24 protein-coding genes, 2 pseudogenes and 1 other annotated feature are annotated in these 21,883 nt (G+C 63.4%); of the genes and pseudogenes, 9 read left to right on the top strand and 17 right to left on the bottom strand.

All coding sequences use genetic code 11. From position 1 onward, the window contains the following. Nucleotides 1-62: 62 nt before the first annotated feature. Together RQH62_RS23765 and RQH62_RS23760 are read right to left on the bottom strand one after the other, a co-directional pair. Complete coding sequence (locus tag RQH62_RS23765; RefSeq protein ID WP_311271126.1) at nucleotides 63-851, bottom strand: SDR family oxidoreductase; 789 nt, start codon at nucleotides 849-851, stop codon at nucleotides 63-65. Next, nucleotides 848-1,177: a nuclear transport factor 2 family protein gene (locus tag RQH62_RS23760; protein ID WP_311271125.1), complete on the bottom strand. Its 330-nt coding sequence runs from the start codon at nucleotides 1,175-1,177 to the stop codon at nucleotides 848-850. Before RQH62_RS23760 ends, RQH62_RS23765 begins: the two co-directional genes overlap by 4 nt. Before the next feature lie 96 nt (nucleotides 1,178-1,273). Between RQH62_RS23760 and RQH62_RS23755 the strand changes: the two genes are divergently transcribed. Beyond that, on the top strand, nucleotides 1,274-2,176 hold the full coding sequence (locus RQH62_RS23755; protein ID WP_311271124.1) for a LysR substrate-binding domain-containing protein: 903 nt from the start codon (nucleotides 1,274-1,276) through the stop codon (nucleotides 2,174-2,176). Nucleotides 2,177-2,233: 57 nt separating this feature from the next. Here RQH62_RS23755 and RQH62_RS23750 read toward each other — a convergent pair whose 3' ends face one another. Beyond that, nucleotides 2,234-3,013: a class I SAM-dependent methyltransferase gene (locus RQH62_RS23750; protein ID WP_311271123.1), complete on the bottom strand. Its 780-nt coding sequence runs from the start codon at nucleotides 3,011-3,013 to the stop codon at nucleotides 2,234-2,236. Nucleotides 3,014-3,100: 87 nt separating this feature from the next. Here RQH62_RS23750 and RQH62_RS23745 point away from each other — a divergent pair, with 87 nt between their 5' ends. Further along, complete coding sequence (locus RQH62_RS23745) at nucleotides 3,101-3,550, top strand: Rrf2 family transcriptional regulator (RefSeq protein ID WP_311271122.1); 450 nt, start codon at nucleotides 3,101-3,103, stop codon at nucleotides 3,548-3,550. Between the two features lie 81 nt (nucleotides 3,551-3,631). On the opposite strand, the gene RQH62_RS23740 is transcribed toward RQH62_RS23745, so the two are convergent. The 5 genes and pseudogenes from RQH62_RS23740 to RQH62_RS23720 all read right to left on the bottom strand — a co-directional run bounded on the left by RQH62_RS23740 (nucleotide 3,632) and on the right by RQH62_RS23720 (nucleotide 7,196). Next, on the bottom strand, nucleotides 3,632-4,009 hold the full coding sequence (locus RQH62_RS23740; RefSeq protein ID WP_311271121.1) for a ribonuclease inhibitor: 378 nt from the start codon (nucleotides 4,007-4,009) through the stop codon (nucleotides 3,632-3,634). Nucleotides 4,010-4,041: 32 nt separating this feature from the next. Then, nucleotides 4,042-4,239: a hypothetical protein gene (locus RQH62_RS23735; RefSeq protein ID WP_311271120.1), complete on the bottom strand. Its 198-nt coding sequence runs from the start codon at nucleotides 4,237-4,239 to the stop codon at nucleotides 4,042-4,044. 43 nt (nucleotides 4,240-4,282) lie between these two features. After that, complete coding sequence (locus tag RQH62_RS23730) at nucleotides 4,283-4,813, bottom strand: hypothetical protein (protein WP_311271119.1); 531 nt, start codon at nucleotides 4,811-4,813, stop codon at nucleotides 4,283-4,285. A 187-nt stretch (nucleotides 4,814-5,000) separates the two neighbouring features. Continuing rightward, nucleotides 5,001-5,535: pseudogene (locus RQH62_RS23725) on the bottom strand (ParB-like protein). Between the two features lie 83 nt (nucleotides 5,536-5,618). Next, entirely contained in the window at nucleotides 5,619-7,196 is a 1,578-nt protein-coding gene (locus RQH62_RS23720; protein WP_311271118.1) for a SulP family inorganic anion transporter, read from the bottom strand. Between the two features lie 141 nt (nucleotides 7,197-7,337). Between RQH62_RS23720 and RQH62_RS23715 the strand changes: the two genes are divergently transcribed. After that, entirely contained in the window at nucleotides 7,338-7,898 is a 561-nt protein-coding gene (locus RQH62_RS23715; protein ID WP_311271117.1) for a YkgJ family cysteine cluster protein, read from the top strand. Between the two features lie 82 nt (nucleotides 7,899-7,980). Here RQH62_RS23715 and RQH62_RS23710 read toward each other — a convergent pair whose 3' ends face one another. Both RQH62_RS23710 and RQH62_RS23705 read right to left on the bottom strand, forming a co-directional pair. After that, nucleotides 7,981-8,391, bottom strand: a complete 411-nt coding sequence (locus RQH62_RS23710) for a VOC family protein (RefSeq protein ID WP_311271116.1) — start codon at nucleotides 8,389-8,391, stop codon at nucleotides 7,981-7,983. Further along, nucleotides 8,388-8,996 carry a pyridoxamine 5'-phosphate oxidase family protein gene (locus RQH62_RS23705; protein WP_311271115.1) on the bottom strand — a complete coding sequence of 203 codons (609 nt, stop codon included), beginning with the start codon at nucleotides 8,994-8,996 and terminating at the stop codon, nucleotides 8,388-8,390. The genes RQH62_RS23710 and RQH62_RS23705 overlap by 4 nt, the downstream gene beginning before the upstream one ends. 76 nt (nucleotides 8,997-9,072) lie before the next feature. Here RQH62_RS23705 and RQH62_RS23700 point away from each other — a divergent pair, with 76 nt between their 5' ends. Beyond that, entirely contained in the window at nucleotides 9,073-9,966 is an 894-nt protein-coding gene (locus tag RQH62_RS23700; protein WP_311271114.1) for a LysR family transcriptional regulator, read from the top strand. 173 nt (nucleotides 9,967-10,139) lie between these two features. On the opposite strand, the gene ligD is transcribed toward RQH62_RS23700, so the two are convergent. From ligD to RQH62_RS23685, 3 genes are all read right to left on the bottom strand, one after another. After that, the gene (ligD, locus tag RQH62_RS23695; RefSeq protein WP_311271113.1) at nucleotides 10,140-12,644 is read right to left on the bottom strand and encodes a DNA ligase D; all 2,505 of its coding nucleotides are present in this window, start codon (nucleotides 12,642-12,644) and stop codon (nucleotides 10,140-10,142) included. After that, entirely contained in the window at nucleotides 12,644-13,516 is an 873-nt protein-coding gene (locus tag RQH62_RS23690) for a Ku protein (protein WP_311271112.1), read from the bottom strand. The genes ligD and RQH62_RS23690 overlap by 1 nt, the downstream gene beginning before the upstream one ends. 142 nt (nucleotides 13,517-13,658) lie before the next feature. Further along, the gene (locus RQH62_RS23685) at nucleotides 13,659-15,161 is read right to left on the bottom strand and encodes a SulP family inorganic anion transporter (protein ID WP_311271111.1); all 1,503 of its coding nucleotides are present in this window, start codon (nucleotides 15,159-15,161) and stop codon (nucleotides 13,659-13,661) included. Between the two features lie 68 nt (nucleotides 15,162-15,229). Next, nucleotides 15,230-15,285 (bottom strand) — a sequence feature (sul1 is cis-regulatory element that is thought to sense ions involved in sulfur or methionine metabolism; They are found in Alphaproteobacteria). A gap of 263 nt (nucleotides 15,286-15,548) precedes the next feature. Here RQH62_RS23685 and RQH62_RS23680 point away from each other — a divergent pair. After that, nucleotides 15,549-16,259, top strand: a complete 711-nt coding sequence (locus RQH62_RS23680; RefSeq protein WP_311271110.1) for an SDR family NAD(P)-dependent oxidoreductase — start codon at nucleotides 15,549-15,551, stop codon at nucleotides 16,257-16,259. A gap of 19 nt (nucleotides 16,260-16,278) precedes the next feature. Here RQH62_RS23680 and RQH62_RS23675 read toward each other — a convergent pair whose 3' ends face one another. Further along, a complete protein-coding gene (locus RQH62_RS23675) occupies nucleotides 16,279-17,082 on the bottom strand; it encodes a S1/P1 nuclease (RefSeq protein WP_311271109.1) in 804 nt (267 codons plus the stop codon). Between the two features lie 223 nt (nucleotides 17,083-17,305). Between RQH62_RS23675 and RQH62_RS23670 the strand changes: the two genes are divergently transcribed. From RQH62_RS23670 to RQH62_RS23655, 4 genes and pseudogenes are all read left to right on the top strand, one after another. Continuing rightward, nucleotides 17,306-18,322, top strand: a complete 1,017-nt coding sequence (locus RQH62_RS23670) for an LLM class flavin-dependent oxidoreductase (protein WP_311271108.1) — start codon at nucleotides 17,306-17,308, stop codon at nucleotides 18,320-18,322. A 99-nt stretch (nucleotides 18,323-18,421) separates the two neighbouring features. Then, complete coding sequence (locus tag RQH62_RS23665) at nucleotides 18,422-18,820, top strand: GFA family protein (RefSeq protein ID WP_311271107.1); 399 nt, start codon at nucleotides 18,422-18,424, stop codon at nucleotides 18,818-18,820. 20 nt (nucleotides 18,821-18,840) lie between these two features. Further along, nucleotides 18,841-19,261, top strand: a pseudogene (locus RQH62_RS23660) (secondary thiamine-phosphate synthase enzyme YjbQ). A 28-nt stretch (nucleotides 19,262-19,289) separates the two neighbouring features. Beyond that, entirely contained in the window at nucleotides 19,290-19,586 is a 297-nt protein-coding gene (locus RQH62_RS23655) for a GNAT family N-acetyltransferase (RefSeq protein WP_311271106.1), read from the top strand. Between the two features lie 68 nt (nucleotides 19,587-19,654). Here RQH62_RS23655 and RQH62_RS23650 read toward each other — a convergent pair whose 3' ends face one another. The 3 genes from RQH62_RS23650 to RQH62_RS23640 all read right to left on the bottom strand — a co-directional run bounded on the left by RQH62_RS23650 (nucleotide 19,655) and on the right by RQH62_RS23640 (nucleotide 21,714). Then, nucleotides 19,655-19,912 (bottom strand): hypothetical protein, encoded by a 258-nt coding sequence (locus RQH62_RS23650; RefSeq protein ID WP_311271105.1) that lies wholly within the window; start codon nucleotides 19,910-19,912, stop codon nucleotides 19,655-19,657. Between the two features lie 57 nt (nucleotides 19,913-19,969). Next, nucleotides 19,970-20,818, bottom strand: coding sequence for a metallophosphoesterase (locus RQH62_RS23645; protein WP_311271104.1), 849 nt, complete (start codon nucleotides 20,816-20,818; stop codon nucleotides 19,970-19,972). Nucleotides 20,819-21,111: 293 nt separating this feature from the next. After that, nucleotides 21,112-21,714, bottom strand: coding sequence for a hypothetical protein (locus RQH62_RS23640; RefSeq protein ID WP_311271103.1), 603 nt, complete (start codon nucleotides 21,712-21,714; stop codon nucleotides 21,112-21,114). Nucleotides 21,715-21,883: the final 169 nt, after the last annotated feature.

Here is a 21,883-nt window from a genome sequence, read left to right as displayed (position 1 = left end):
GCAGCGATCGATTGCCACCATCCTACACCCGCCCGGTGGAGCGCGAGCGCAGTGCGACACCCTCAAACGGTGCGAATTGTCCCACCGTCGATGACGAATTCAGCGCCGTGGATCGCGGCAGCTCGATCGGAGGCGAGGTAAGCGATGAGGTCGGCCACCTCTGCTGGCTCGGCTCCGCGCCCGATCGAGATCCCGCCCAAGGCATCGAGCACGGCCTGACGCGCCTGCTCGATCGTGCCGCCGTTGGCAGCCCTGAGCGTCTCAAGAAAGTCTCCGGTAGCCTCCGTCATGATCCAGCCGGGCGAAACGGAGTTGACTCGAACGCCCTTGGGACCAAGTTCCTTTGAGATCGACTTGCTGTAGGTCCTCAGCGCGGCCTTGGCCGCGGCATAGGCGGTCGTGGATTCGGGCAGCGGCAGGACCGACTGGATCGAGGTGATGTGCACCACACAGCCCTCGCGCCGATCGAGCATCTGCGGGATCAGCAGCCGATCGAGCCGGACCGTTGCCAACAGATTGAGGTTGAGTTCGGCGAGCCAGTGGTCATCAGTCAGCGCGACAAAGCCTCCCGCGGGCGAGGCCGAACCGCCGATGACATGGGCGAGAATGTCGATGCCGCCCAGCTGCTCGAGCGCCGCCCTGGCCAGCGCTTCGCCACCCTCTGCGGTTGTCAGGTCCGCCTGCACATATACGACGGCTTCTATCGGATCCTTGATCGCGCGGGCAGCGGTGATGACACGAGCACCACCGGCCAGAAAGCGTTCGACCGTGGCGCGACCAAGCCCCTTGGTGCCACCGCTAACAAGCACGCGCTTGCCGGCGAACTCGGTGGGATCGACCTTGATGCTCATATCGTGGTCTCCAGCGTCTTGATGGTGCCGTCCACCAGCGTGAAGCGATAGGTGAAGCGGAGCGGACTGCCCGGGAATTCGCCATTGGCGGGACCTTCGACGACGATATCGCCGTCTTCTTCGCGAGCAGTATCGGGCGTGAATATCGCCTTCACCGGAATCACTTCTTCTTCGAGGAGATGGCGGATCGCCGCCTGCCCCTCGAAATGCTTGCCGTTGTCGATGAAGACGGCGTCGTGCTGGAAGGGCTTCAACATGCCGTCGATATCGAGACGGGCATTTGCCTCGACATAGTCGGCGATCGGCTTGGGTAGATCCATTGACATGCTCATCTCCTCGTCGGTGATGAGGCTGATTTAGCGTTGGACGGACCTCACGATAATCGGGATAAAGAGGGATGAAACATTGCGATTGGCGGGACAATGGGCCGGCATAGTCTGATCGAGCTCGACGCGGTGATCGCCATCATGCGCAAGGGATCATTCCGCGCGGCTGCGATCGATATTGGCCTATCGACGACTGCTTTGAGCAACGCCATCGGCAAGCTTGAACGCCAACTGGGCGTGCGCCTGTTCAACCGGACCACCAGGAGCGTTTCGCTGACAGACGCGGGGCGGGCATTCGTCGAACGTGTCGGTCCTGCGCTGCAGGACATTCACGAGGCAATGGAGACCGTGCGATCGCAGCAGGAAGTGCCTTCTGGAACCTTGCGCATAAATGCCTTCCCCACAGCCGCCCGCGAGATCATGGCACCGCTCATACTCGAGTTCTTGCGCCGCTATCCGCAGGTTCATATCGATCTGGTCACCGAAGGGAGACTGGTCGAAGTCGTTGGCGAGGGCTTCGACCTTGGTGTTCGATCTGCCGACCTCGTTCCCAACGACATGATCGCCGTTCCTCTCGGTGGCCTGAGGCGCTTCGCGGTCGTCGCGACGCCAGCCTATTTCGAAAAGCGGGGCAAGCCATTGGTCCCGGCTGACCTGCACACCCATCAGTGCCTTCGTGTAAGGCTACCAAATGGCGCGCTTTACCGCTGGCATTTCGAAAAGAATGGGCAATCTGTTCAGGTAGATGTCGACGGCCCCGTTACGCTCGACGAAGCGAGCCTTTCCCGCATGGCGGTTCTGGACAGCATCGGGATTGGCTTTTTCATGGAGTCCGACATCCAGGAAGACCTTGCCAGCGGACGCCTGGTTCGGGTCTTGGAAGATTGGACGCCGCCTCTCGCGCCTCTGGCCCTCTACTATCCAAGCCGGCGTAATCCCTCTGCCGCATTCAAAGCGTTCATTGCTTTGGCCCGAGAGTGTGTCGGCACTCCCTCATGAGCCGAATGGCAGCTCTTGGCCGAAATCCATCTTCTGACGTGACATCATCCGAACAAATCAACGCTGTGCGACCGCGATCAGGGCGGTTGATGGAATGGGCAGGATTGAGCGATCTCCTGCCATATGCCGGACCTCGGCAATGACATTTGTCTTTTCGCCATCGCTCAGGCTGGTCCAGTCGGGTGACATGCCGAATAATGTATCGGGATCATCGAGCGCCGCGACGTCGAGCTCATAGTCATGGGTCACGCGCTCGATGTGCGGGTCGCGATAGCCTGCGATGATCATTTCGCGGGCGAAATCCTTCGGATCGCTGAGGGCGCCGACAGCGTCCGGCATGGCCATGTCCGCGCGATCGGGGAACAGCTTGCGACGAATATTGCCGAGTAGCAGGAAGGTCGCTGCGCCGCGTTCCTGCCAGGTTGCGACGATGCCATACCCCCCGGGACGGGTGACCCTCGCCATTTCGGCCAGTCCCTTGCGCCAGTCGGGGAACATGATGACCCCGAAAATCGAGAAGACAGCGTCGAAAGCCCCGTCGGGCAACGCGAGAGCCTGTCCGTCCATCGTGCGGGCCTCGACATTGGGGAGTCCTGCCGCAGCGATGCGGGCGACCATGCCGGGCGAGAAGTCTGTCGCCAGAACCTGTGCGCCTGTCCGGGCGGCCGCCAGCGTCAGCGCGCCGGTGCCGGCGGCAATGTCGAGAACGCGACTATCGGGTCCGATCGCTATCCGGGCGAGTGCGGCCTCCGCATAGCGCGCGGTGAAGGGATGGGCCGTTTTCTCATAATGCTGGGCAGCCGTGTCCCAATGCTCAGGGTTCTCAAACTCTCGCATGTCCAAAGCTCCATGAATCACGTAACAATATAAGTATCGTGAAACATCATGCTTGCCAATCCGGTCTGGAATGCAAAGGATCGAGTCATGCGTAACGACAGCCGCCTTTCGCGCATGCTCCATGTCCTGCTCCATATGGCGCGGCATGAAGGGGCCATGACGTCCGACACGATCGCAGTGATGCTGGGCACCAATCCCGTGGTCGTGCGACGCACCATGGCCGGTCTGCGGGATGCAGGATATGTGCGCTCGGAAAAGGGGCATGGCGGTGGTTGGGTCATCGCAGCGGACCTGGAGACGGTGTCGCTCCTCGACGTGCATCGGGCGGTGGGCGGACCGCGCATCTTTGCCATCGGCAACGCGCATTCCCATTCTGATTGTGCGGTCGAGGCGGCGGTCAACGAGGCGCTGGCGGACGCACTTTCAGAGGCCGAAGCTCTGCTGGTCGCTCAGTTGGACGCAGTGAAGCTCGCCGATTTGGCACGGAGCTTCGACGCGCGCTGTGCGCCCGACAAAGCAAGCGTACATTCAGCCTGAGCGCTCTTCTTACACGAGCGAACGGCCCGTTTTGACGTGCTGGAAAATCATTGTCGAAAGACCATGAAGAGTTGTGACGGATTAGACGCTCCTGAGCGCGATCCGCGGATGATCGGCGAAGATATCCATCACGATGTCGAAGTAGGTCTTGCCGCGCCCCGCAGCCAGGGCTGATATCTGGTCTTCGATCGGCTGGCCGTTGAACTGGCTTCTCAACGATCGCCGCTGTTCGAGAAACGCGCTGGTGGCGCTCGCTCCGAGGGCCGCCCGGCTCGCATCCATGTCTCGCCAGAGGATTTCGACCGGGCCGCTTCCGGCAAGCGCGCCATAGCCGCCATAGAGCATGTCATTCAGCCCATCGAGCGTCTCGCCGAGTTGCCAATCCTCGTTCGCCATGAACACCCGGTTGACCTCAAGATAGAAGGAGGCAATGTCGACGATATTGGCGCCCTCGATCACGAAGGTTCGTCGGGCTTGCTGCGGACTTCGCGTCATGTCCGGTCCCTCGCTCTGCCGTTGATGAACATCGAGGCGACGCTTGCGATCAGCAGCATGTTGAGGGCCAACGATATGACCATGGCGATCACGCCCATCGCGCCGGACTGGATGCCACAGAAGTTGCGAATGGACCAGAACGCCGGCTCCAGGCTGCGATAGAGCGTGAAGCCTGTCCCGGCCGCCAGCAACACCCTGCGCAGCCGGCAGAAACGGAGCGCTGCCGTCCGGTCAGGATCAGGCGCATCCCTCGACATAGGCGAGTTGCGGCATCATCCCGATATGGATCATCTCGACCTTGCCATCCTGTCCGATCTCGAAGCGGACGGCCGGGTCGCCGCTCGCGGCATTGGGCGCGGTCAGATATTTGGCGGGCGCATCTTCATATTTGTGAGGTTCAGAGCGGAAGCCGCCGAACCACTTTTTGACATCGCTCTCGGTGGCGCCGACGCCGATCCCTTCGGCAAGCTTCACGTCGGAACGCTGACCGACGGTTATGCGGCGGACCTTGCCGTCTATGACCATGCCATAGACGCCGGGATAATCGGGTGAACTGACCGTGCGACAGGCCTCGCCTGTCTGCGCACCGCGCTCCGCCCAGGACCCGCCTTTGGAAACCGGCTGGCCAAGGCGCAGATCGCCAAGACCCTCAAGACTGATGACCTTGTCAGCGTGCGTTGGAGACGGGGACGGGGCAGGTGAGGGCGGCACCTGCGTGGCGTTGGGCGCAGTCGGGGGGAGGGCCGGGGCGCTCGCTTCGCTGTTCATATTGGCTGCTGAATTTCCGGCTGATTGCTTTTCGGCCCCGGGTGAGCAGGCGGCGAGCCCAAGCGCTAGCGAGAGGCTGAGCGCGGCGACGAGGGGAAGTTGTTTCATACGACGTCAAACCCGGCAGGAGCGACATGGTTGCTGATCGTGGGACAAGGCGGGCAGACCTCGCGACAGGGTATCAGGGTCATTCTTGGCTTTGACCGGCCCAGCCGGGCAGATGCCGCGCATCCCGGTCGCGTGCGAGGATCAGTGCGCGTTCGAGCGCCTTGGGGTATTTGCTGTCGAGCGCCCGCCTGCGGATATGATCGCGGAAATAATCTGCCCAGAGAAATTCGGAATAGGGCGTCTGTGTCTTGGCGAAGCCGCCGGCCTCCCGGACGTCGCTGGCCAGCGAACGATAGGGATCGTCGACCAGGCCGCTTAGATCGCGCGGCAATTCCTTCCAGGCGCAGGGGCGGCCTTCCGCATCATAGGGGTGAAGCCAGTTATGTGCGTCCATGAAGGCGAAGAAGCGCTTCTTGGGCAGATGCGAGGATGGAGATCAGCACCATCTCCACGCCCTCCAGATGGAGCGCCAGCGCAAGATGATGATGATCGACGATCCAGGGGCGCTTGTCGGGGCCGATCACCGCTGGGATCATGCGCTCGCCGAGGTAACGGCCGGCTTCATCGTGCGGCCGTTCGCGCCAGGCCCGCGCCTTGCGCTCGACCTCGCGCATGCCGACCGTCATCTGGGTGGGGCGCAGGTCGCTGATCTTCACCGGATCCAGTATCGGCTGGATGAGGGTCGCGATCGCCATCGTCAGCTCTCCTTCAATGCCAGGGCGGCTGCGTCCGCCACGCTGTAGGTGCCGGTGGATGCGAGGTCTGCCTGCCCACCCGCGCGCAATATGTCTCGCACCCGGTCGTGCATACGGGCCAGGATGAGCCGGCAGCCGATCGCGCGCAAGGCCGTCCCGAACTCGCCAAGCGCTTCCACGGCCGTGCTATCGAGATCGTTGCTCTCTTCCAGACTGAGGATCAGCGTGCCCGGCTTTCCCAGCCGGGCCTTGTCCGCGATCGCGCGCAGCACGCTTTCGGCATTGGCGAAGATCAGCGGAGCGTTCGGCCGGACGATCATGATGCCGGGCAGGGCAGATGCGTCCGGATGGCGCAGCCGATCGACGAAATCATGGCCCTCGCCCATCCGTCCCAATTCGCTGAAGGAGGGATGCGACAGGCGATAGAGCAATTCCACGATCGAGAGCGCGATCGCCGCGAGCATGCCGTTGAGCACCCCCAGCGCCAGGACGCCCAGCGCCGCCGTTAGCGCGACCCACTGGTCCCGGCGGATGCGGAACAGGCGAAGCAGCGGCGCGGGCGAGAGGGCATGGGTCAGCGCGCCTATCACCACGGCGGCGAGGACAGGCTCGGGAATATGGGCGATGAGTGGCGTGGCGAACAGGGCGAGGGCCAGAAGGGCAAGGCTGGCCGTCAGGGCGGCGGTGCGGCCGGTCGCGCCTGCCGTCGCATTCGCGTTACCCGCGGAGAAGCCTGCCCCGACCGGCATGCCCTGCGCCATGGCCGACAGGCTGTTGGCAAGGCCCAGCCCGGCCAGCTCGCGATTGGGATTGACGCTGTCGCCATGTGCGAGCGCCAGCCCGCGCATCGTGCCCCAGCTTTCGGCGAAGAGGATGAGCGCGATCGGCGCGGCCAGCTGGGCCAGATGCGCCCATGTCGAAAAATCCGCAGGCAAGCGAAAATCCAACAGCGAGAGCGAGACTTGCCCTGCCTCCGCCACGCCCCATGTCGACAGGTCGATGGCTTGCCCCAGTGCAATCCCGGCGAGGATGACGAGCAGGGCAGCGGGCATGCGTGGCGCGCGGCGGAGCAGCAGCAATGCGCACAGTGCGCTCATGCCGATGATGATGCTGGGCCAGTGCCAGTGTCCGGTCTGTGCGCCAAGGTCGCCGAGCACCGAAAGGATGGAGCCCCCGGCGACGCGGACACCCGCGATATTGGGCAATTGCTTGATGACGATCGTAACCGCGAGCCCGAAGGCAAAGCCGCGCAGGACGGGGCGGGAGATGAAGCCGGCCAGTCCCCCGACCCGGAAAAGTGCCAGGCCCAGGAAGATGAGGCCCACGATCAGGGTGAGGGCCGTTGCCATCATGCCCTTGTCCGCGGCAGGGGCGTTCAGGCCGATCAGTGCGGCGGCCAGGATCGCGGCCGAGGAGGATGTCGGCGATACGATGGCATAGCGGCTCCGCCCGACGATCAGATAGGCGAACCCGCCGACGATGCCGGCCGCGAGCGCACGACCGGGCGGCAGGCCGGCTATACCGGCATAGGCAATGCCTTCAGGCAGGATAAGGCCCGCCACGGACAGCCCGGCCACCATGTTCCTTGCGATTGATTGCTGCATCGCGCTGCCTCGCCCCGAAGCTTCGGTGTAGGGCCGGCATTGCGGGAGAGCAACCTGTGCGATTGTACGCGCCCGATCCTGCTTGCATTCCTTGCAAGGCCAAGGCACCGCGCGCGGATGCACGGCGAGAATGATCTGGAAGCGGCGCTGCTGGGCCCGGTCCTGTCCGACCGGACATGCGGCGACTGCACGGTCTGCTGCACCATTCTGACCGTCGATACGCCAGACTTCAAGAAGCAGGCAGGAACGCCGTGTGCGCATCTGTCCGGCCAGGGATGTGGCATCCATGCCGTGCGTCCGCACATCTGTCGGACCTGGTACTGCGCCTGGCGCAGGATTGCAGGCATGTCCGAAGAGTCCCGCCCGGACAGATCCGGCATTCTGGTGTCGCTCGATTTTGTCCGTGAGCCCCGCAATTGCTTCGAAGGCGTGTCGATCATGGTGCGCCTGCTTCCCGGCAGCAAGGCGATCGAGAATGGCATGGCAGGTGCCATTCTCGACATCCTATGCGATCGGCTGGTGCCTGTCTGGTTCACCGATGGCTCAAAAAAGATGCTGATGCATCCCGAGAACAGTGTCGCCAGTCTTGTGCTGTCTGGAGGCACGGCGCCTGCGCATTTGAGAGCCGAAGTGATCGCCTGGCGAGAACGCTACGCAGATTTTGCGCGCGGGCAGTAGGATGTCGACCGGCACCGATGCACTACTCATGCGTGCTCACATCCACCTCAGCTTCCCCTGAAACAGAGCATGGGCGCCCCTTTCAGGCAAAGGGTGTCGCGAATTCCAGGCGGATGCCGCCGGGGATGAAGATGAGGAAGTGGCGCGTCGGGGAGCCAGGGCTGATAGGGCCGGGGGGCGCGTCGACCACCACCTCCGGGTGAGCCGTCACCGCCGTCCATGCTGCCTCCAGCGCCGCATCGTCGGTCACAGACAGCGAGAGATGATGGAGGCCGATATTGGCGCGCCGGTCGAACGCCCGCGCAGTGAGCGGGTCGGCGGCGCGCCACAAAGTCAGCAGGATCGTCCCGTCCGACACGAAGAGCGAGGGATAATCGGGCACGCCGCCCACCGTCTCGAAACCCAGCGTGCCGCAGAAGAATGCATGCGCCTGGTCGAGGTCGGGCACGGTGAGGCCGATATGATGAACGCCACGGGTGAGTTTGCCGGTCATGAGGATTGTCCTTCCAGTTGAGCGATGCGGGCGCGCAGGGCCGCGATCTCGTCGATAAGGGGTTGGGATGCGCTGCGGATTTCCGCCTCGGTAAAGCGCGGGGTGATGTGCTGCGGGCAGTTCCAGTCGAACCCGACGACATCGATCAGGAAGGCGCGCTCCGGCACGGCGGCATAATCGGGCGGCATCAGCGCGGCGATGACGGCCGGATCCTCGCTCGCATGGGCGTGGCCGATCATCTTGAGGCGGCGACGGTTCGGATAGTCCATCAGGAACAGGGCAACCCGGTCGTCGGCGGCGACATGGGCGGTGGAGAGATATTGCCGGTTGCCGCGATAATCCGCGAAGCCGATGCGATTGCCCGCGACGCGCCGCAGGAAGCCAGCCGGGCCGCCGCGATGCTGAACATAGGGCCAGCCGTCTTCGGAGACGCTTGCCATGTAGAAGCTGTCTCGGGCCGCGATGAAGTCCAGTTCGCGGTCGGTCAGCGCATCGACCGGACCCGCGCCCGCTTCCATGCGGGCATAGGAGCCCCGCGATCCCGCGGCCGACTGGAGGGCGCGGGCGCCGGGACCGAAAAGGGTATGGAGGAATGTCTGTGCCATGACCGGGGAAATAGCGTGTTGCCGCTGGCGTGATAATTGGCGATGAATGACGATCACTATTTCATTTCGAGGAATAATGGATCGTTTCGAGAGCCTGTCCGCCTTCGTCGCCGTGGCGGACCAGCGCGGCTTCGCGGCGGCGGCGCGGGCGCTTTCCATGTCGCCGCCGGCCGTCACCCGCGCCGTCGCGGCGCTCGAACGGCATCTGGGCGTCACGCTGTTTCATCGTTCCACGCGTGCGGTGTCGCTGACGGACGAAGGCGCCACCTTTCTCGACAGGGCGCGGCGCATCCTGGCCGAATTGCGCGAGGCGGAACAGATTATGATGGGAGGGCGGTCCGTGCCACGGGGGCAGCTCTATGTGACCGCGCCCGTGATGTTTGGGCGCCTGCACGTGCTGCCTGTTATCAATGCCCTGCTCGCCAGTCATGACGGGCTGACCGCGCGCATGATGCTGCTCGACCGCAATGTCCGCATCATCGAGGAAGGGATCGACGTGGCGGTGCGGATCGGGGCGCTGGCGGACAGCAGCCTGCGCGTCATGACCATCGGCGCGGTTCGACAGACCATCGTAGCCAGCCCCGCTTATCTCGCCGAGCATGGTTCGCCAGCCACACCTGCTAATCTGGCCGTCCATCGCTGCGTCGTGGCCAGCGACGTGCGCGGAGGCGGCGCATGGTCGTTCGGGGCGCGCGGCGAGAGCATTGTGGACGTCGTGCCCCGCCTGACCGTCAACAGCATCGATGCGGCCATCGCGGCAGCCGAAACAGGCGTGGGTCTTGCCAATGTGCTGAGCTATCAGGTGGCAGAGCGCATCGCGCGCGGGAGGCTGATCGAGATACTGGCCGATCACGCGCCGCCGCCCATGCCGGTCAGCCTGCTCTATGATCCCGGCCGGGCAGCGATGCCTGCGGTCCGTGCCTTTATCGAAGCGATGCGGTCGCAGGCCGGGCAGGGAGCATGGGGCTGACGGGCATTCGGCCTGGCCGAGGGCACGCTCTTGCCCGCAGCGCTGGTTTCTACCTCGGTCGTCTCATTGATCGACCTTGCCGCGGCAGGCTGCGGGATCGCCTCGCCGCCCTGTTTTGCGGGAGCAGGCAGGATCGGTTCTGCGGATTCGGTTTGCCAACCCATAGATCTACATCAGATTTCCGGCAGGCTCTGTGCCGCGAAGCCCCAGCCTTTGAGTTTGGCAGCCCTCTTCAGCAGCGCGTCGACGTCGTCGATCGAAAAGGGGTGGGCATCCTTCATGGCCGCAAGTTCGCTCCAGTCGATCGGGATCGCGACCGGGGCACCCGGGCGCGCTCGGGCGGAGTAGGGCAGTATCGCGGTGCTGCCGCGCTGGTTGCGCAGCCAGTCGATGAAAATGCGGCCCTTGCGCTTGGCCTTGCTCATCGTCGCGGTGAAGCGGTCGGGCTCTGCCGCACTTAACGCCTGGGCAAAGCGGGATGCGAAATCCTTGTGCGCGTCCCAGTCATGACCCGGCGTCAGTGGGACAACGACATGCACGCCCTTGCCGCCCGAGAGCATGGCGAAGGAGACAAGCCCGATATCGGTCAGATGATCGCGTATGTCTGCCGCCGCCTGTTTCACGATATCGAAATCGAGCCCCTCGTCGGGGTCGAGATCGAAAATCATCCGGTCGGGTTTCTCCACCGCGTCCGCGCGGCTCGCCCAGCCATGAAACTCGATCGTGCCCATCTGGACGCAGGCGAGAAGGCCGTCGGCATCCTCGACATAGATATAATCCTCCGACCCGCCATCCTTCTCCCGGATCGGCACCTGTCGAACGGCATCACCAAGGGCGCCGCTGTCATGCTTCTGGAAGAAACATTTCTTCGCCCGGCCTTGCGGGCAGCGCACCAGGCTGATCGGCCGGTTCGCGGCAAAGGGCAGCATCAGCGGGGCAACGCGGGCATAATAGTCGGCCAGTTCGCCCTTGGTCTGCCCGCTGTCGGGAAAGATGACCCGCTCGCGATTGCTGATCGTGACGCTGCTTTGGAGGGCGGGGGAGGGTGCGGGCCTTTCGGGTTTCACCGCTTTGGCCGGCTTGTCGCCGCGCAGGCCCAGGAAGCTGCCATGGCGCACGCGTCCTTCGCCGGTGAATTCGGCGAAGGCGACTTCGGCGACCAGCTTCGGCTTGATCCATTTCGCGCCGCGCGCTTCGACGCGGGGGACATCGGCCGCTGCCTTGTCGGTTGCGAGCGGTGCCATGGTCGCGGCTAGATCGTCCATTGCGGCGCCATCGAAGCCGGTGCCGACCTTGCCCTTGTAGACCAGTGCCTTGCCCTCATGCTGTGCCAGCAGGAGAGAGGCGAAAGGGCGTCCCTTCGCCTTGCTTGCCGACCAGCCGATGATCACGAACTCCTGTCGCCGTGTGCATTTCACCTTCACCCAGTTGCGCGTTCGCGCGCTGCGATAGGGTGCGTCGGCACGTTTCGAGATGATGCCTTCCTGCCCTGCATCGCATAGCGACCGGAACAGCGTCTCGCCTGCACCCAGAACATGGTCGGACATATGGATCGGGCTTTCAGCTTCACCCAAAAGCGCCTCCAGCCGTTCCTTTCGCTCGATCGTCGTCAGGCTCTTCAGATCCTGCCCATCGAGCGACAGAAGATCGAAGGCGAACAGATGCAGGGGATGGTCGGCATCCTCCTGGCCGTGCCCCCGTTTCAATGCATTCTGCAGCGTGGAGAAATCCGGATTTCCATCGCTGTCGAGCGCAACCACTTCGCCGTCGATCAGGCAGGGGGGCAGGTCCAGCGCGGCGATCGATGCGACCAGCGACCCGAACTTGTCGGTCCAGTCGAGGCCGCCCCGGGTATAGAGCCTGACCTTCTCCCCGCTCGCCGCGATCAGCGCACGATAGCCGTCATATTTGATCTCGTGCAGCCAGTTGTTGCCGGTCGGCACTGCGTCGACGAGGGTCGCGAGCTGAGGTTTCACGAAACGGGGCAGGGCTGCGGAGCGCGCCTTTCGCTTGGGTGCGACCTTCGCATTGTGATCCTTGGCCGCCTGCATCCTGGCGGAAAAGGCCTTGCCCTTTGCGCCCGCCAGCGATTGCTCGCCGCCCTTGTCCGCCTCGATCTGTGCCATGGAACGCTCGGTCAACACGCTGGTCAGCGCCCGCTCGACCAGTGTGTCGCCCGACCCCGCCTCCTTGTCGTCGATCTTGCGCAGCAGCCAGTTCTCGCGCTTCTCCTTGGGCCGGCCCTTCATTCGTACCAGCAGCCATTCGCCCTTCATGCGTTCCCCATGAAGGATGAAGTGCAGATGCCCTTCTTTGATATCATCCGCGCTCTTGCCCGGGATTGGCTCCCAGGTGCCGCGATCCCACAGCATCACCGTGCCACCGCCATATTCGCCCTTGGGGATGGAGCCTTCGAATGTACCGTAATCGAGCGGGTGATCCTCGGTCCGCACCGCGAGCCGCTTGTCGGCGGGATCGATGCTTGGCCCCTTGGTCACGGCCCAGCTTTTGAGCACGCCGTCTATCTCCAGCCGGAAGTCCCAGTGCAGCCGGGTCGCGGCATGTTTCTGCACGACGAAGCTGTTGCCGCCGGTCCTGGCGACCTTGCCCTTCGGTTCGCGGGTCCGGGCGAAGTCGCGCTTGGCGTTATAGATGGATAGGGCGTCCTTTGTGGCCATCAGGCGCTCTTGCGCTTAGGCGGGGCCTTTTTCGTTGCGGTTTTCGGCTTGGCCGCCGGTTTCTTCGCTGGTGCGCTCTTTGCCCCACTGGCGGACTTCTTGAGCGCGGCCATAAGGTCGATGACATTGCCGGCCTTCCGACCCGTCGGCTCGTCATCGACATCCTCGATGATCCGCTTGCCCTTGGCCTTTTTCTTCTTGTCGATCAGGCGGTGGAGCGCATCGACATAGCGGTCGTGAAACTCGTCCGGCTTGAAGGGGGCGGTCTTCTTGTCGATGATGCTGACAGCGAGATCGAGCATGTCCTCATCCGCCGTATCGGCCGGCAGTCCCTTGAAATAGCTCTGCGCCTTGTTCACCTCATCGGCATAGCGCAGAACCTCCAGCACCAGCCCGCGCCCGCAGGGCTTGAGCGAGACAAGCTGTTCACGGCCGCGCACCGAGAGCTGTCCGAGACCAACCTTCTTGGTCTGGCGGAGTGCGTCACGCAGCACCGCATAGGCTTCCTCGGCCAGGTCATCGGCCGGGACCACGAAATAGGGCTTCTCATAATAGAGGACATCGATCGCATCGGCTTCGACGAACTGGACAAGGTCCAGCGTCTTGCGGCTCTCGATTTTGACCGCTTCGATCTCCTCCTGCTCCAAGAGGACATAATTGCCCTTGGACAGCTCGAAGCCTTTGAGGATCTCGTCGCGATCGACCGGGCCGACCCCGCTCACCACTTTTTCATATTGAATGGGCTTGCCGGTCGGTTCGTGGATCTGGCGGAAGGAGACTGCCGCACCGGATTTGGTCGCGGGATATATTTCGACCGGGATCGATACCAGCGCCAGCTTGATCTGACCCTGCCAATATGCGCGCGTTGCCATGCGGAACCTCCGACAAGCTTAGCGTCCGGCCGATATATTGGTTCCTGCCGGCACGGATCGGGCGCGGGGATGGCAATCTTCAGCCCGGCTCGCGTGACGCAGGAATGCGAATGAACCCGGTCCTGAAGCGGACCATGGGTGGTCAGGTGACTGTGCGGCTTGGGCCGGACGCCGTAACACCCATCGCAGGCGCGAGCCTGTCGACCAGAATGGTACTGGCCAGATTGAGGCCGATGACCTCCACGTCGATCCCGTGATGCCGCATCTTCGTGACGACCTCTTCCAGTGCGCCCACCGCAGTGATGTCCCATAGATGGCCGGCGGTCAGGTCGATGCGGACATGCCGCGCCGTATCGCGCAGCTCGAACCGGTCAGCAAAAATGTCCGCGCTGGCGAAGAAAATCTGACCGCTAACGATATAGGTCCGCCGGTCGGTCACCTCGTCATATTCGGACCGGACATCCATCAGGCGCGTCACCTTGAAGGCGAAGAACACGCCACTCAGCAAGACGCCTACCGCGACCCCGGCCGACAGGTCGTGTGTGGCGACCGTGACGATGACGGTCGCGATCATGACGACGCCAGACACTTTGGGATGGCGGGCGAGGTCGCGAAGCGAGCCCCAGGAGAAGGTGCTCATCGACACCATGATCATGATCGCGACGAGCGCGGCGACCGGCACCTGCGCCACCCAGGGACGCAGCGGCACCATCACCAGCAGCAGGAAGACGCCTGCAACCAGCGTGGAAAGGCGTCCGCGTCCGCCGTAGCGGACATTGCCCACCGTCTGCCCGATCATGCCGCAGCCCGCGATACCGCCGAACAGCCCCGCCGCGACATTGGCAAGGCCAAGGCCGGTGCATTCGCGCGCCTTGGAACTGGTCGTTTCCGTGAGATCATCGACGACGCTCGCGGTCATCATGGATTCCAGCAGGCCGACCGCCGCCATCGCCAGCGCATAGGGTGCGATGATGCGCAATGTCTGCCATGCGATCGGCACTGCCGGCAGCGTGAAGGAGGGCAGCGAGGCGGGCAGGCGGCCCAGGTCCGCGACGGTGTGGATCGGCATGGGAAAGGCGATGCTGATCGCGGTCAGGACAAATATGCAGATGAGGGGGGAGGGGATGGCAGTCGTGATCCGCGGCACCAGATAGATGATCGCCAGACCGCCCGCGATCATCGCATATGTGTGCCAGGTTACGCCCAGCATCTGGGGCATCTGCGCGGAAAAGATCAGGATGGCGAGCGCGTTGACGAACCCGGTGCGCACTGACCGAGACACAAAGCGCATCAGTATGTCGAGCTTGAGGAGCCCGAAGGCAATCTGGAACAGCCCAGCCAGTAGCGTTGCTGCCAGGAGATATTGTAGGCCATGGGCATGGACGAGCGCGGCCGCGACCAGCGCGACTGACCCGGCAGCGCCGGAGATCATGGCCGGGCGCCCTCCGGCGAAGGCGATGACGATGCCGATCATGAAGGAGGCGAACAGGCCCACTTCCGGATCGATGCCGGCGACGAAGGAGAAGGCTATGACCTCGGGGATCAGGGCAAAAGTGCCGACCATGCCGGCGAGGATGTCGCGACGGGCATCGGCCGCGCCGGTAAACCATTCGGCGTGGTAGCGCGAAAGAGCGGTGTTGTTCATGAAGGGGGAACCGACGTGTGTCGCAGGCGATGACGCAGCGGAAAGCAGGCAGACGGCCGGGCGACATGCATTGTCCGGCGGATCGGCGGCCGGAATAGCCACCCGGATTTCCACCGGGTCCTTGCGAATAGGCTGGTCCCTAACGATAGAGCCGCCATGTTGCAACGGGTGGCGCCCGGGCTCGATCTAGCCTCGCTTGCATTGGCCTGTCCGTTTGACCTACCGCGTCCGCGCACGGAGCAGGGAGTTCGGATTGACGAGGGTCGTACGGCAGGGAGGCGGGGCTCAACTGTACCGCTGGCGGAACATGCAAGTCATGGGCGGTGTGGCGCATGCGGTAACGCCTGATCTCCCGGCCGTGCGCCCCTTTGTGCGGTACTCGCAGCCATGAGCGGCATTGCAAAGGGATGCGCCGTCATTGTTGGCGCATCCGGCGGTATCGGTGGCGCGCTGGAGGCGACCTTGCTTGAGGAAGGCGCGTTCGAGCGGGTGCATGGTCTCGCCCGATCGCGAGCAGGGGCGCAGCAGATCGATCTGCTGGACGAGGCGTCGATCGCGGCTGCCGCAGCCCATGTCGCGGCAGGGCCGGCACCGACGCTCGTGATCGTCGCGACGGGACTGCTGCATGAAGGCGCCCATGGCCCTGAGAAAGCGCTGCGAGATCTCGATCCCGCGTGGCTGGCCAGAAGCTATGCCATAAACGCTATCGGTCCGGCGCTTGTAGCCAAGCATTTCCTGCCCTTGATGCCCAGGACCGGGCGCACCGTCTTTGCCGCACTCTCAGCCCGCGTGGGATCGATCAGCGACAATCGCCTGGGGGGCTGGCACGGCTATCGGGCGTCCAAGGCCGCGCTCAACATGCTTGTGCGCAATCTTGCCATCGAGGAGAAGCGGCGCAACGATCGCTCAATCGTGGTAGCCCTGCATCCCGGCACGGTGGACACCATGCTTTCGCGGCCGTTCCAGGCCAATGTAGCGGCGGGTCGGCTGTTCGATGCCGAACGGGCGGCCCTGCAGCTTATCGATGTCATCGAAGGGCTCAAGATTGCCGACAGCGGGAAGCTGCTGGATTATGAGGGACAGGAAATCCCATTCTGAAGCGAGGCGGTAACCCCGTTCAGCGCGCCTTTGCAGGAGCCGGTGCCGCAGGCTCGAACAGCCAGTTCAGATAGGCAGCGATGCGTATGCCCGCCCGCTGAAGACGGCCATCGATTTCGGTGCGATGCTGGTAGGCATAGTCCCAGGAAAGCGCGGGATCGGCTGGATAGATGGTCTTGCGCAGCGCGATGCTCTCGCGCAGCCAGACCTGCGGGTCGCACTGCGACCACAGGATCGTCTGCTCAGGGGTAATGGACCGGGACAGCCAGTCCGTCAGCTCCGAATAGGAGAGCGAGCGCTGCTCGATCATGGAGGAATCCCAGACCGAATGGAGGTTGGTGGCTCGGCCGAACCAGGTGACCTTGACGTCGTTGCCGCCCCGATCATTGCCGCCGCCGGCATGGAGGGGCTGATGCAGGTCACCAATGATGTGGACGATGAAGCGCAGGGCCAGGCGTCTGTCCTCCACGGGTGCCTTGGGGTCGCGCAGCGTGGCGGTGAAGCGGGTAAGGGCGGTCATGGCATCGCCCTCCGGGGGAGCGTCCGAACCCTTGTAGGCGTCGCCTTCCTTGACGGTGACATAATGCCAGGGGCTGGCAGTCTTCTGCCAGAAGTCGGCGGGATCGGACCGCATGTCGTCGGGCCATGTTGAAGCCTCGGCCAGATCTTCTTCACCAAGAAGCACACGGACATTTGCACGGGCGAGCCCGCTCAGGTTCCGGTCGGCGATCGCGCCGGTGATACGGTGCCCGATCGGGCCCCAGGCATAAGCGGGCGAGGCGAGGCTGAGGGTGAAGGCGAGGCTGGCAAGGGTGAAGCGCATGAGCGCGCTATAGGCTGTGAAGATAGTATGATCCAGCCCGGGCCTTGGCGTCTGAACTGAGAGTAGGCGCCAAACAGGGCAGCAAATATGTCGATTTGGCGCATCTGCATTTCGGCTAGCCCCGGATCGCAAAAGCAGAAACCTTGGAATTCCGATCCGTTGCTTGTGTGGCTTGGTGGCAATGGCCACTTGCGGTGCAACACCTCAGTCTCACAGGCATGACATGAAAAAGATCGGCTTCCTCTCCTTCGGCCACTGGTCGAACAGCGCCCACTCCGCAACCCGCACCGCAAGCGATGTGCTGCTGCAATCGATAGACCTTGCCGTGGCGGCGGAGGAACTGGGGGCCGATGGCGCCTATTTCCGTGTCCATCATTTTGCGCAGCAGCTGGCCTCGCCCTTTCCCCTGCTCGCTGCGGTCGGCGCGCGGACGAAGCGGATAGAGATCGGAACGGGCGTCATCGACATGCGCTACGAAAATCCCTTCTACATGGTTGAGGACGCGGGCGCGTCTGACATCATCAGCGGCGGGCGGCTTCAGCTGGGCATCAGTCGCGGATCGCCCGAACAGGTCATCGATGGCTGGCGCCATTTCGGCTACGCGCCGGCGACCGGGCAGAGCGATGCCGATATGGGCCGTCGCCACGCCGAGATATTCCTCGATCTGCTCAAAGGCGAGGGGTTTGCACAGCCCAATCCCAACCCGATGTTTCCCAATCCGCCCGGATTGCTTCGCTTGGAGCCACACTCGGCTGGCCTGCGCGAACGCATCTGGTGGGGATCGGCGTCCAATGCGACGGCCATCTGGGCCGGGCAAATGGGGATGAACCTGCAGAGCTCGACACTCAAGGCCGACGAGTCTGGCGAGCCTTTCCATGTCCAGCAGGCAAGGCAGATCCGAGCCTATCGCGAAGCTTGGGCGGCGGCAGGGCATGCGCGCGAGCCGCGTGTCTCCGTATCCCGGTCGATTTTCGCGCTCACCGACGATCGCGATCGCGGCTATCTCGGGCGGGGAGATAGCAGCGACCAGATCGGGGTCATCGACAATATGCGCGCGGTGTTCGGGCGATCCTATGCGGCCGAGCCCGAACGCTTGATCGAGCAGTTGCGCGCGGACGAGGCGATCGCCGAAGCCGATACGCTGCTCCTTACCGTCCCCAACCAGCTTGGCGTCGACTACAACAGCCATGTGATAGAAGCCATTCTGACCCAAGTGGCGCCCGCGCTAGGCTGGCGCTGAGGCCCGCATTCAGGTGACGATCGGCATCGCTCGCCCGGGCGGCCTTATCGGCTGAGGAAGCTAATCGAGCCTTTCTGGGCGGCGGTGCGTTGTACGACCATGAAGATCGGCACGCTGGAACGTTCGGGCGGCTGCGCCTGTGGCACGTTGTGGTTCATCGCACGCGGCGAGGCCCTGCGCGTTGGCCTTTGCCATTGTCTCGTCTGCCAGAAGGCTCACGGCGCGCCCTATTTCGCCTTCGTAGTCTTTTCACGCAGCGCAGTCAGCCTGTTGGGCCCACATGCGGTATGGGAGAGCAGCCCTGATTATCGCCGGCTCTATTGCCCGGCCTGTGGATCCCGCTTCGCCAATCTGACAGGGGTGGAAGTCGAGCTTCCGGTCGCGAGCTTTGAAGATGCATCGGGCCTCGTCCCGCAATATGAGAACTGGACCATCAGACGGCTGCCCTGGATCGCGCCGCTTGCGGCTCCGCAATTTTCGCGCGATCGCGACAGCTGAACTTCGGCGCGGAGGAAGGTGTGCGGCAGAAAACGACGATGCTGGCAATCGATACGCCCGGACAGGGCTTGCATGAGGTGACTAGGCCGATCCGGCGCTGGATAGAGGATACCGCCATAGTCGAAGGTCTGCTGACGATCTTTTGCCAGCATACGTCGGCCTCGCTGCTCATCCAGGAAAATGCGGCCCCTGCGGCCCGACGCGACCTGGAAGCCTATTTCGCGCGGATCGCACCGGAGGATACGGATCGATACGACCATGGCGATGAGGGGCCAGATGACATGCCCGCCCATCTGCGCGCTGCGCTCACCCAGATGCAGCTTTCCATTCCCGTGATCGATGGCTCGCCGAGCCTTGGAACATGGCAGGGCATCTACCTGTTCGAGCATAGACGCATGGGCCACGCCCGGCGGCTCGCCCCTTCATCTCATGGGCGAGTGAGGAGCGGATCGAACCGGGAGACAGGATCATGGCCGATACAGGTGACGTTCGAAACAATGAGGCCGAAGGTCGCTATGAGCTGTCGGTCGACGGCCAAATGGCGATCGCGGCCTATGATCGGCGCGAGGGCGCTTTGGTCTTCACCCACACCCAGGTGCCTGCGGCCCTCGAAGGGCAGGGTGTTGGCAGCCGCCTGATCAGGGCTGCGCTTGTCGATGCCCGCGCACGCAATCTCAAGATCGTTCCGCTCTGCGAATTTGTCGCGGCCTATATCGAGCGTCATCCGCAGGAGCAGGATTTGCTGGCGATCGATGCGCCGGGATGAGCGTCAGATGGTGCAGCGGCGAGTCCGGTTGCTCTGCCCGTCACGGCTGATGGGCGGGATGATCAGCCCTAAAGACCAAGCTTGTCGAGCGTCGATGCGAGTTCGGCGGTAGCCGCCGTTTCTTCCCTGAGTGACAGCCGGTTCAGGATTGTATGCAAGCGCTTCTGGGCGACCTGGATCGTTTTGTGCCGTATCTGACGCGCTGCATTGGTTCGCGATGAGCGGCTCTCACCAAGCAACGCTGCCCATTTGGCCTCTTCTGCTGCCAGCGCGGCCAAAGCGAGACGAACGCCATCGCGGCGGCCATGGTCATAGTCGTGTGGCATCAAGGGCGTCCGGGCTGCGAGGATATTTGCCGCTCGTGACGGCCATCGCGCGCTGGATCATGGCGCGCAGCGAAGCGTCAGGCGGGTGAGTTCGGAAGGGCGGCGCAGGCGGAGCGCGAAGCCCGGCCAGATACCGGTGCCGTTGTTGACGTACAGCGTCATGCCATCAACATCATAGGAACCAGATACGAACCCCGCATTTCCCCGTGCAACCAACCGATCCAGGCCCGGCATCATCCCGCCATGGGTGTGCCCCGATAACTGGACCGCGATGCCACGGGCAGCAGCACGGCGAGCGCCGGCAGGCTGGTGATCGAGCAATATTGTGGGAACGCCGCCAGGCCCTCCGGCAAGAGCTGCGGCGAGATCCGGCCTTGGCTGTCCGGTCGCAGGCGCGGATCGGTCTGTCACGCCGGCCAGCATCAGACGAGCGCCACCCCGTTCCAGGATCGCGTGGGCATTGGCGAGGATGCGCATCCCCATCTGCGAGAAATGCTGCATCCACTCGCTGTAGCCGAGGAAATATTCATGGTTTCCTGGGCTCATATAGACCCCGTCCCTGGCTTTCAGCTCTCCCAGGGGCGCCACATCCATGCGCCGCATTGCCAAAGACCCGTCAATCACGTCGCCTGTCACGGCGACGAGATCGACGTCCAGCGCGTTGGCGCGCTCGACGACCTTACGGGTCCATGTGGCTGGAAACAGGCGGCTGATATGGAGGTCGGTCAGCTGAAGGATCGTGTAGCCCTCATATTGCGAAGGCAGGTTTCGAATGAGGAGGTCGACGTCCTTGAGCGGTGGAACGCGCACGGCATTCATAACGCCAATTACGCCGAGCAGGCCGGCTGCTCCCGCCATCGCATAGCGCAGCCCGTCCGGCACCACCGGGGCGTCGCCGGTCGCCATCCAGATGCCCAGATATGCGCTTTGCCCGCGATGCGATGAGCAGGCGCCGAAAGCTCAGTCCCGCTTTGCGAGACGCCTTCTTTGCGCTCCTCGGACTGACTGACGAACTTCAGGGGAGAGGGATCAACCTCGTCTTCACCTACGCAGCCCTCGAAAGAATGGGCGTGCCGGTCTTTCGGCTTCCGACATGGCTGGACCTCGACGATGAGTGAGGACGGCGCACGTTTGGCTTAGGGAAGTGGGCGACCAACGGCTTCGCTACGGTTCAGCGCTGCAACGTCTGAACGCCTTCGTCACGAGGAGCCATCCGAGCTTCTGCTTACCGCCTCGCGGATCGTGGCCGATGCCGATTTTAGCGCCTGCATGTCCGCTATGGGCGGCATGAGTAGATCGGCCATCTCTCGTTCTCCTGCCAGACGTGCGCCGATCGCACCCAGAAGCCGGAACAGGATTTCGCTAGCGGTCGCGGCTGCGTCGAGTGCGGGTTCCGATAGCGTGAGCGCCGCGAAGGGCCGTTTGCGCAGCTCGCCAAACCAGCTGCGGTTTTTCTCCAATTTCCCTGGCGCGATCGGCGCGCCATGGGCGACCGTGTGACGAACCTCTGCGAGGAGGTCGCCAAGGTCGGCCGCGAGGATAAGGTCAGGAGCGATCTCGGGTTTGGTTTCAGCGAGTACCCGAACCGCTTTCAGGCGATCGCTTACCGTCATCTTGTCCGTCGCGAAGACCCTTTCCGGGCCCGGCGGGTTCCTCTGCAGCAGCATGAATTCGAGCTGCTGTTCGACCATGCTGAAGAGCAAAATGAACGTGCCGATGCGACGTTGCAGCTCGACGCTGATGTCGAAGTAGCCGGCCAGCTTTTCATGGGCGCCGGCTTTCGCCAGTCCGGTTACGAGCATCTCTTTCTTTCGCTTTCGAACACTGTCGTGGCGTACAGTGAATGTAAGCGCCGACGGAAGGCGGCCTTGTTGCCGGCACCGGAATAGGAAAGCTCGCGGCCTTTGAGGAGGCGTGAGCATGGACATCGAGCAGTCAAACGAGCCTCGTATGAGCGGTCGCGGTGATGGC

Source organism: Sphingobium sp. WCS2017Hpa-17, assembly GCF_031843765.1.
Taxonomy (GTDB): Bacteria; Pseudomonadota; Alphaproteobacteria; order Sphingomonadales; family Sphingomonadaceae; genus Sphingobium.
The sequence above is the reverse complement of the archived record's forward strand: the minus strand, read 5'-3'. Positions and strand labels throughout refer to the sequence as shown.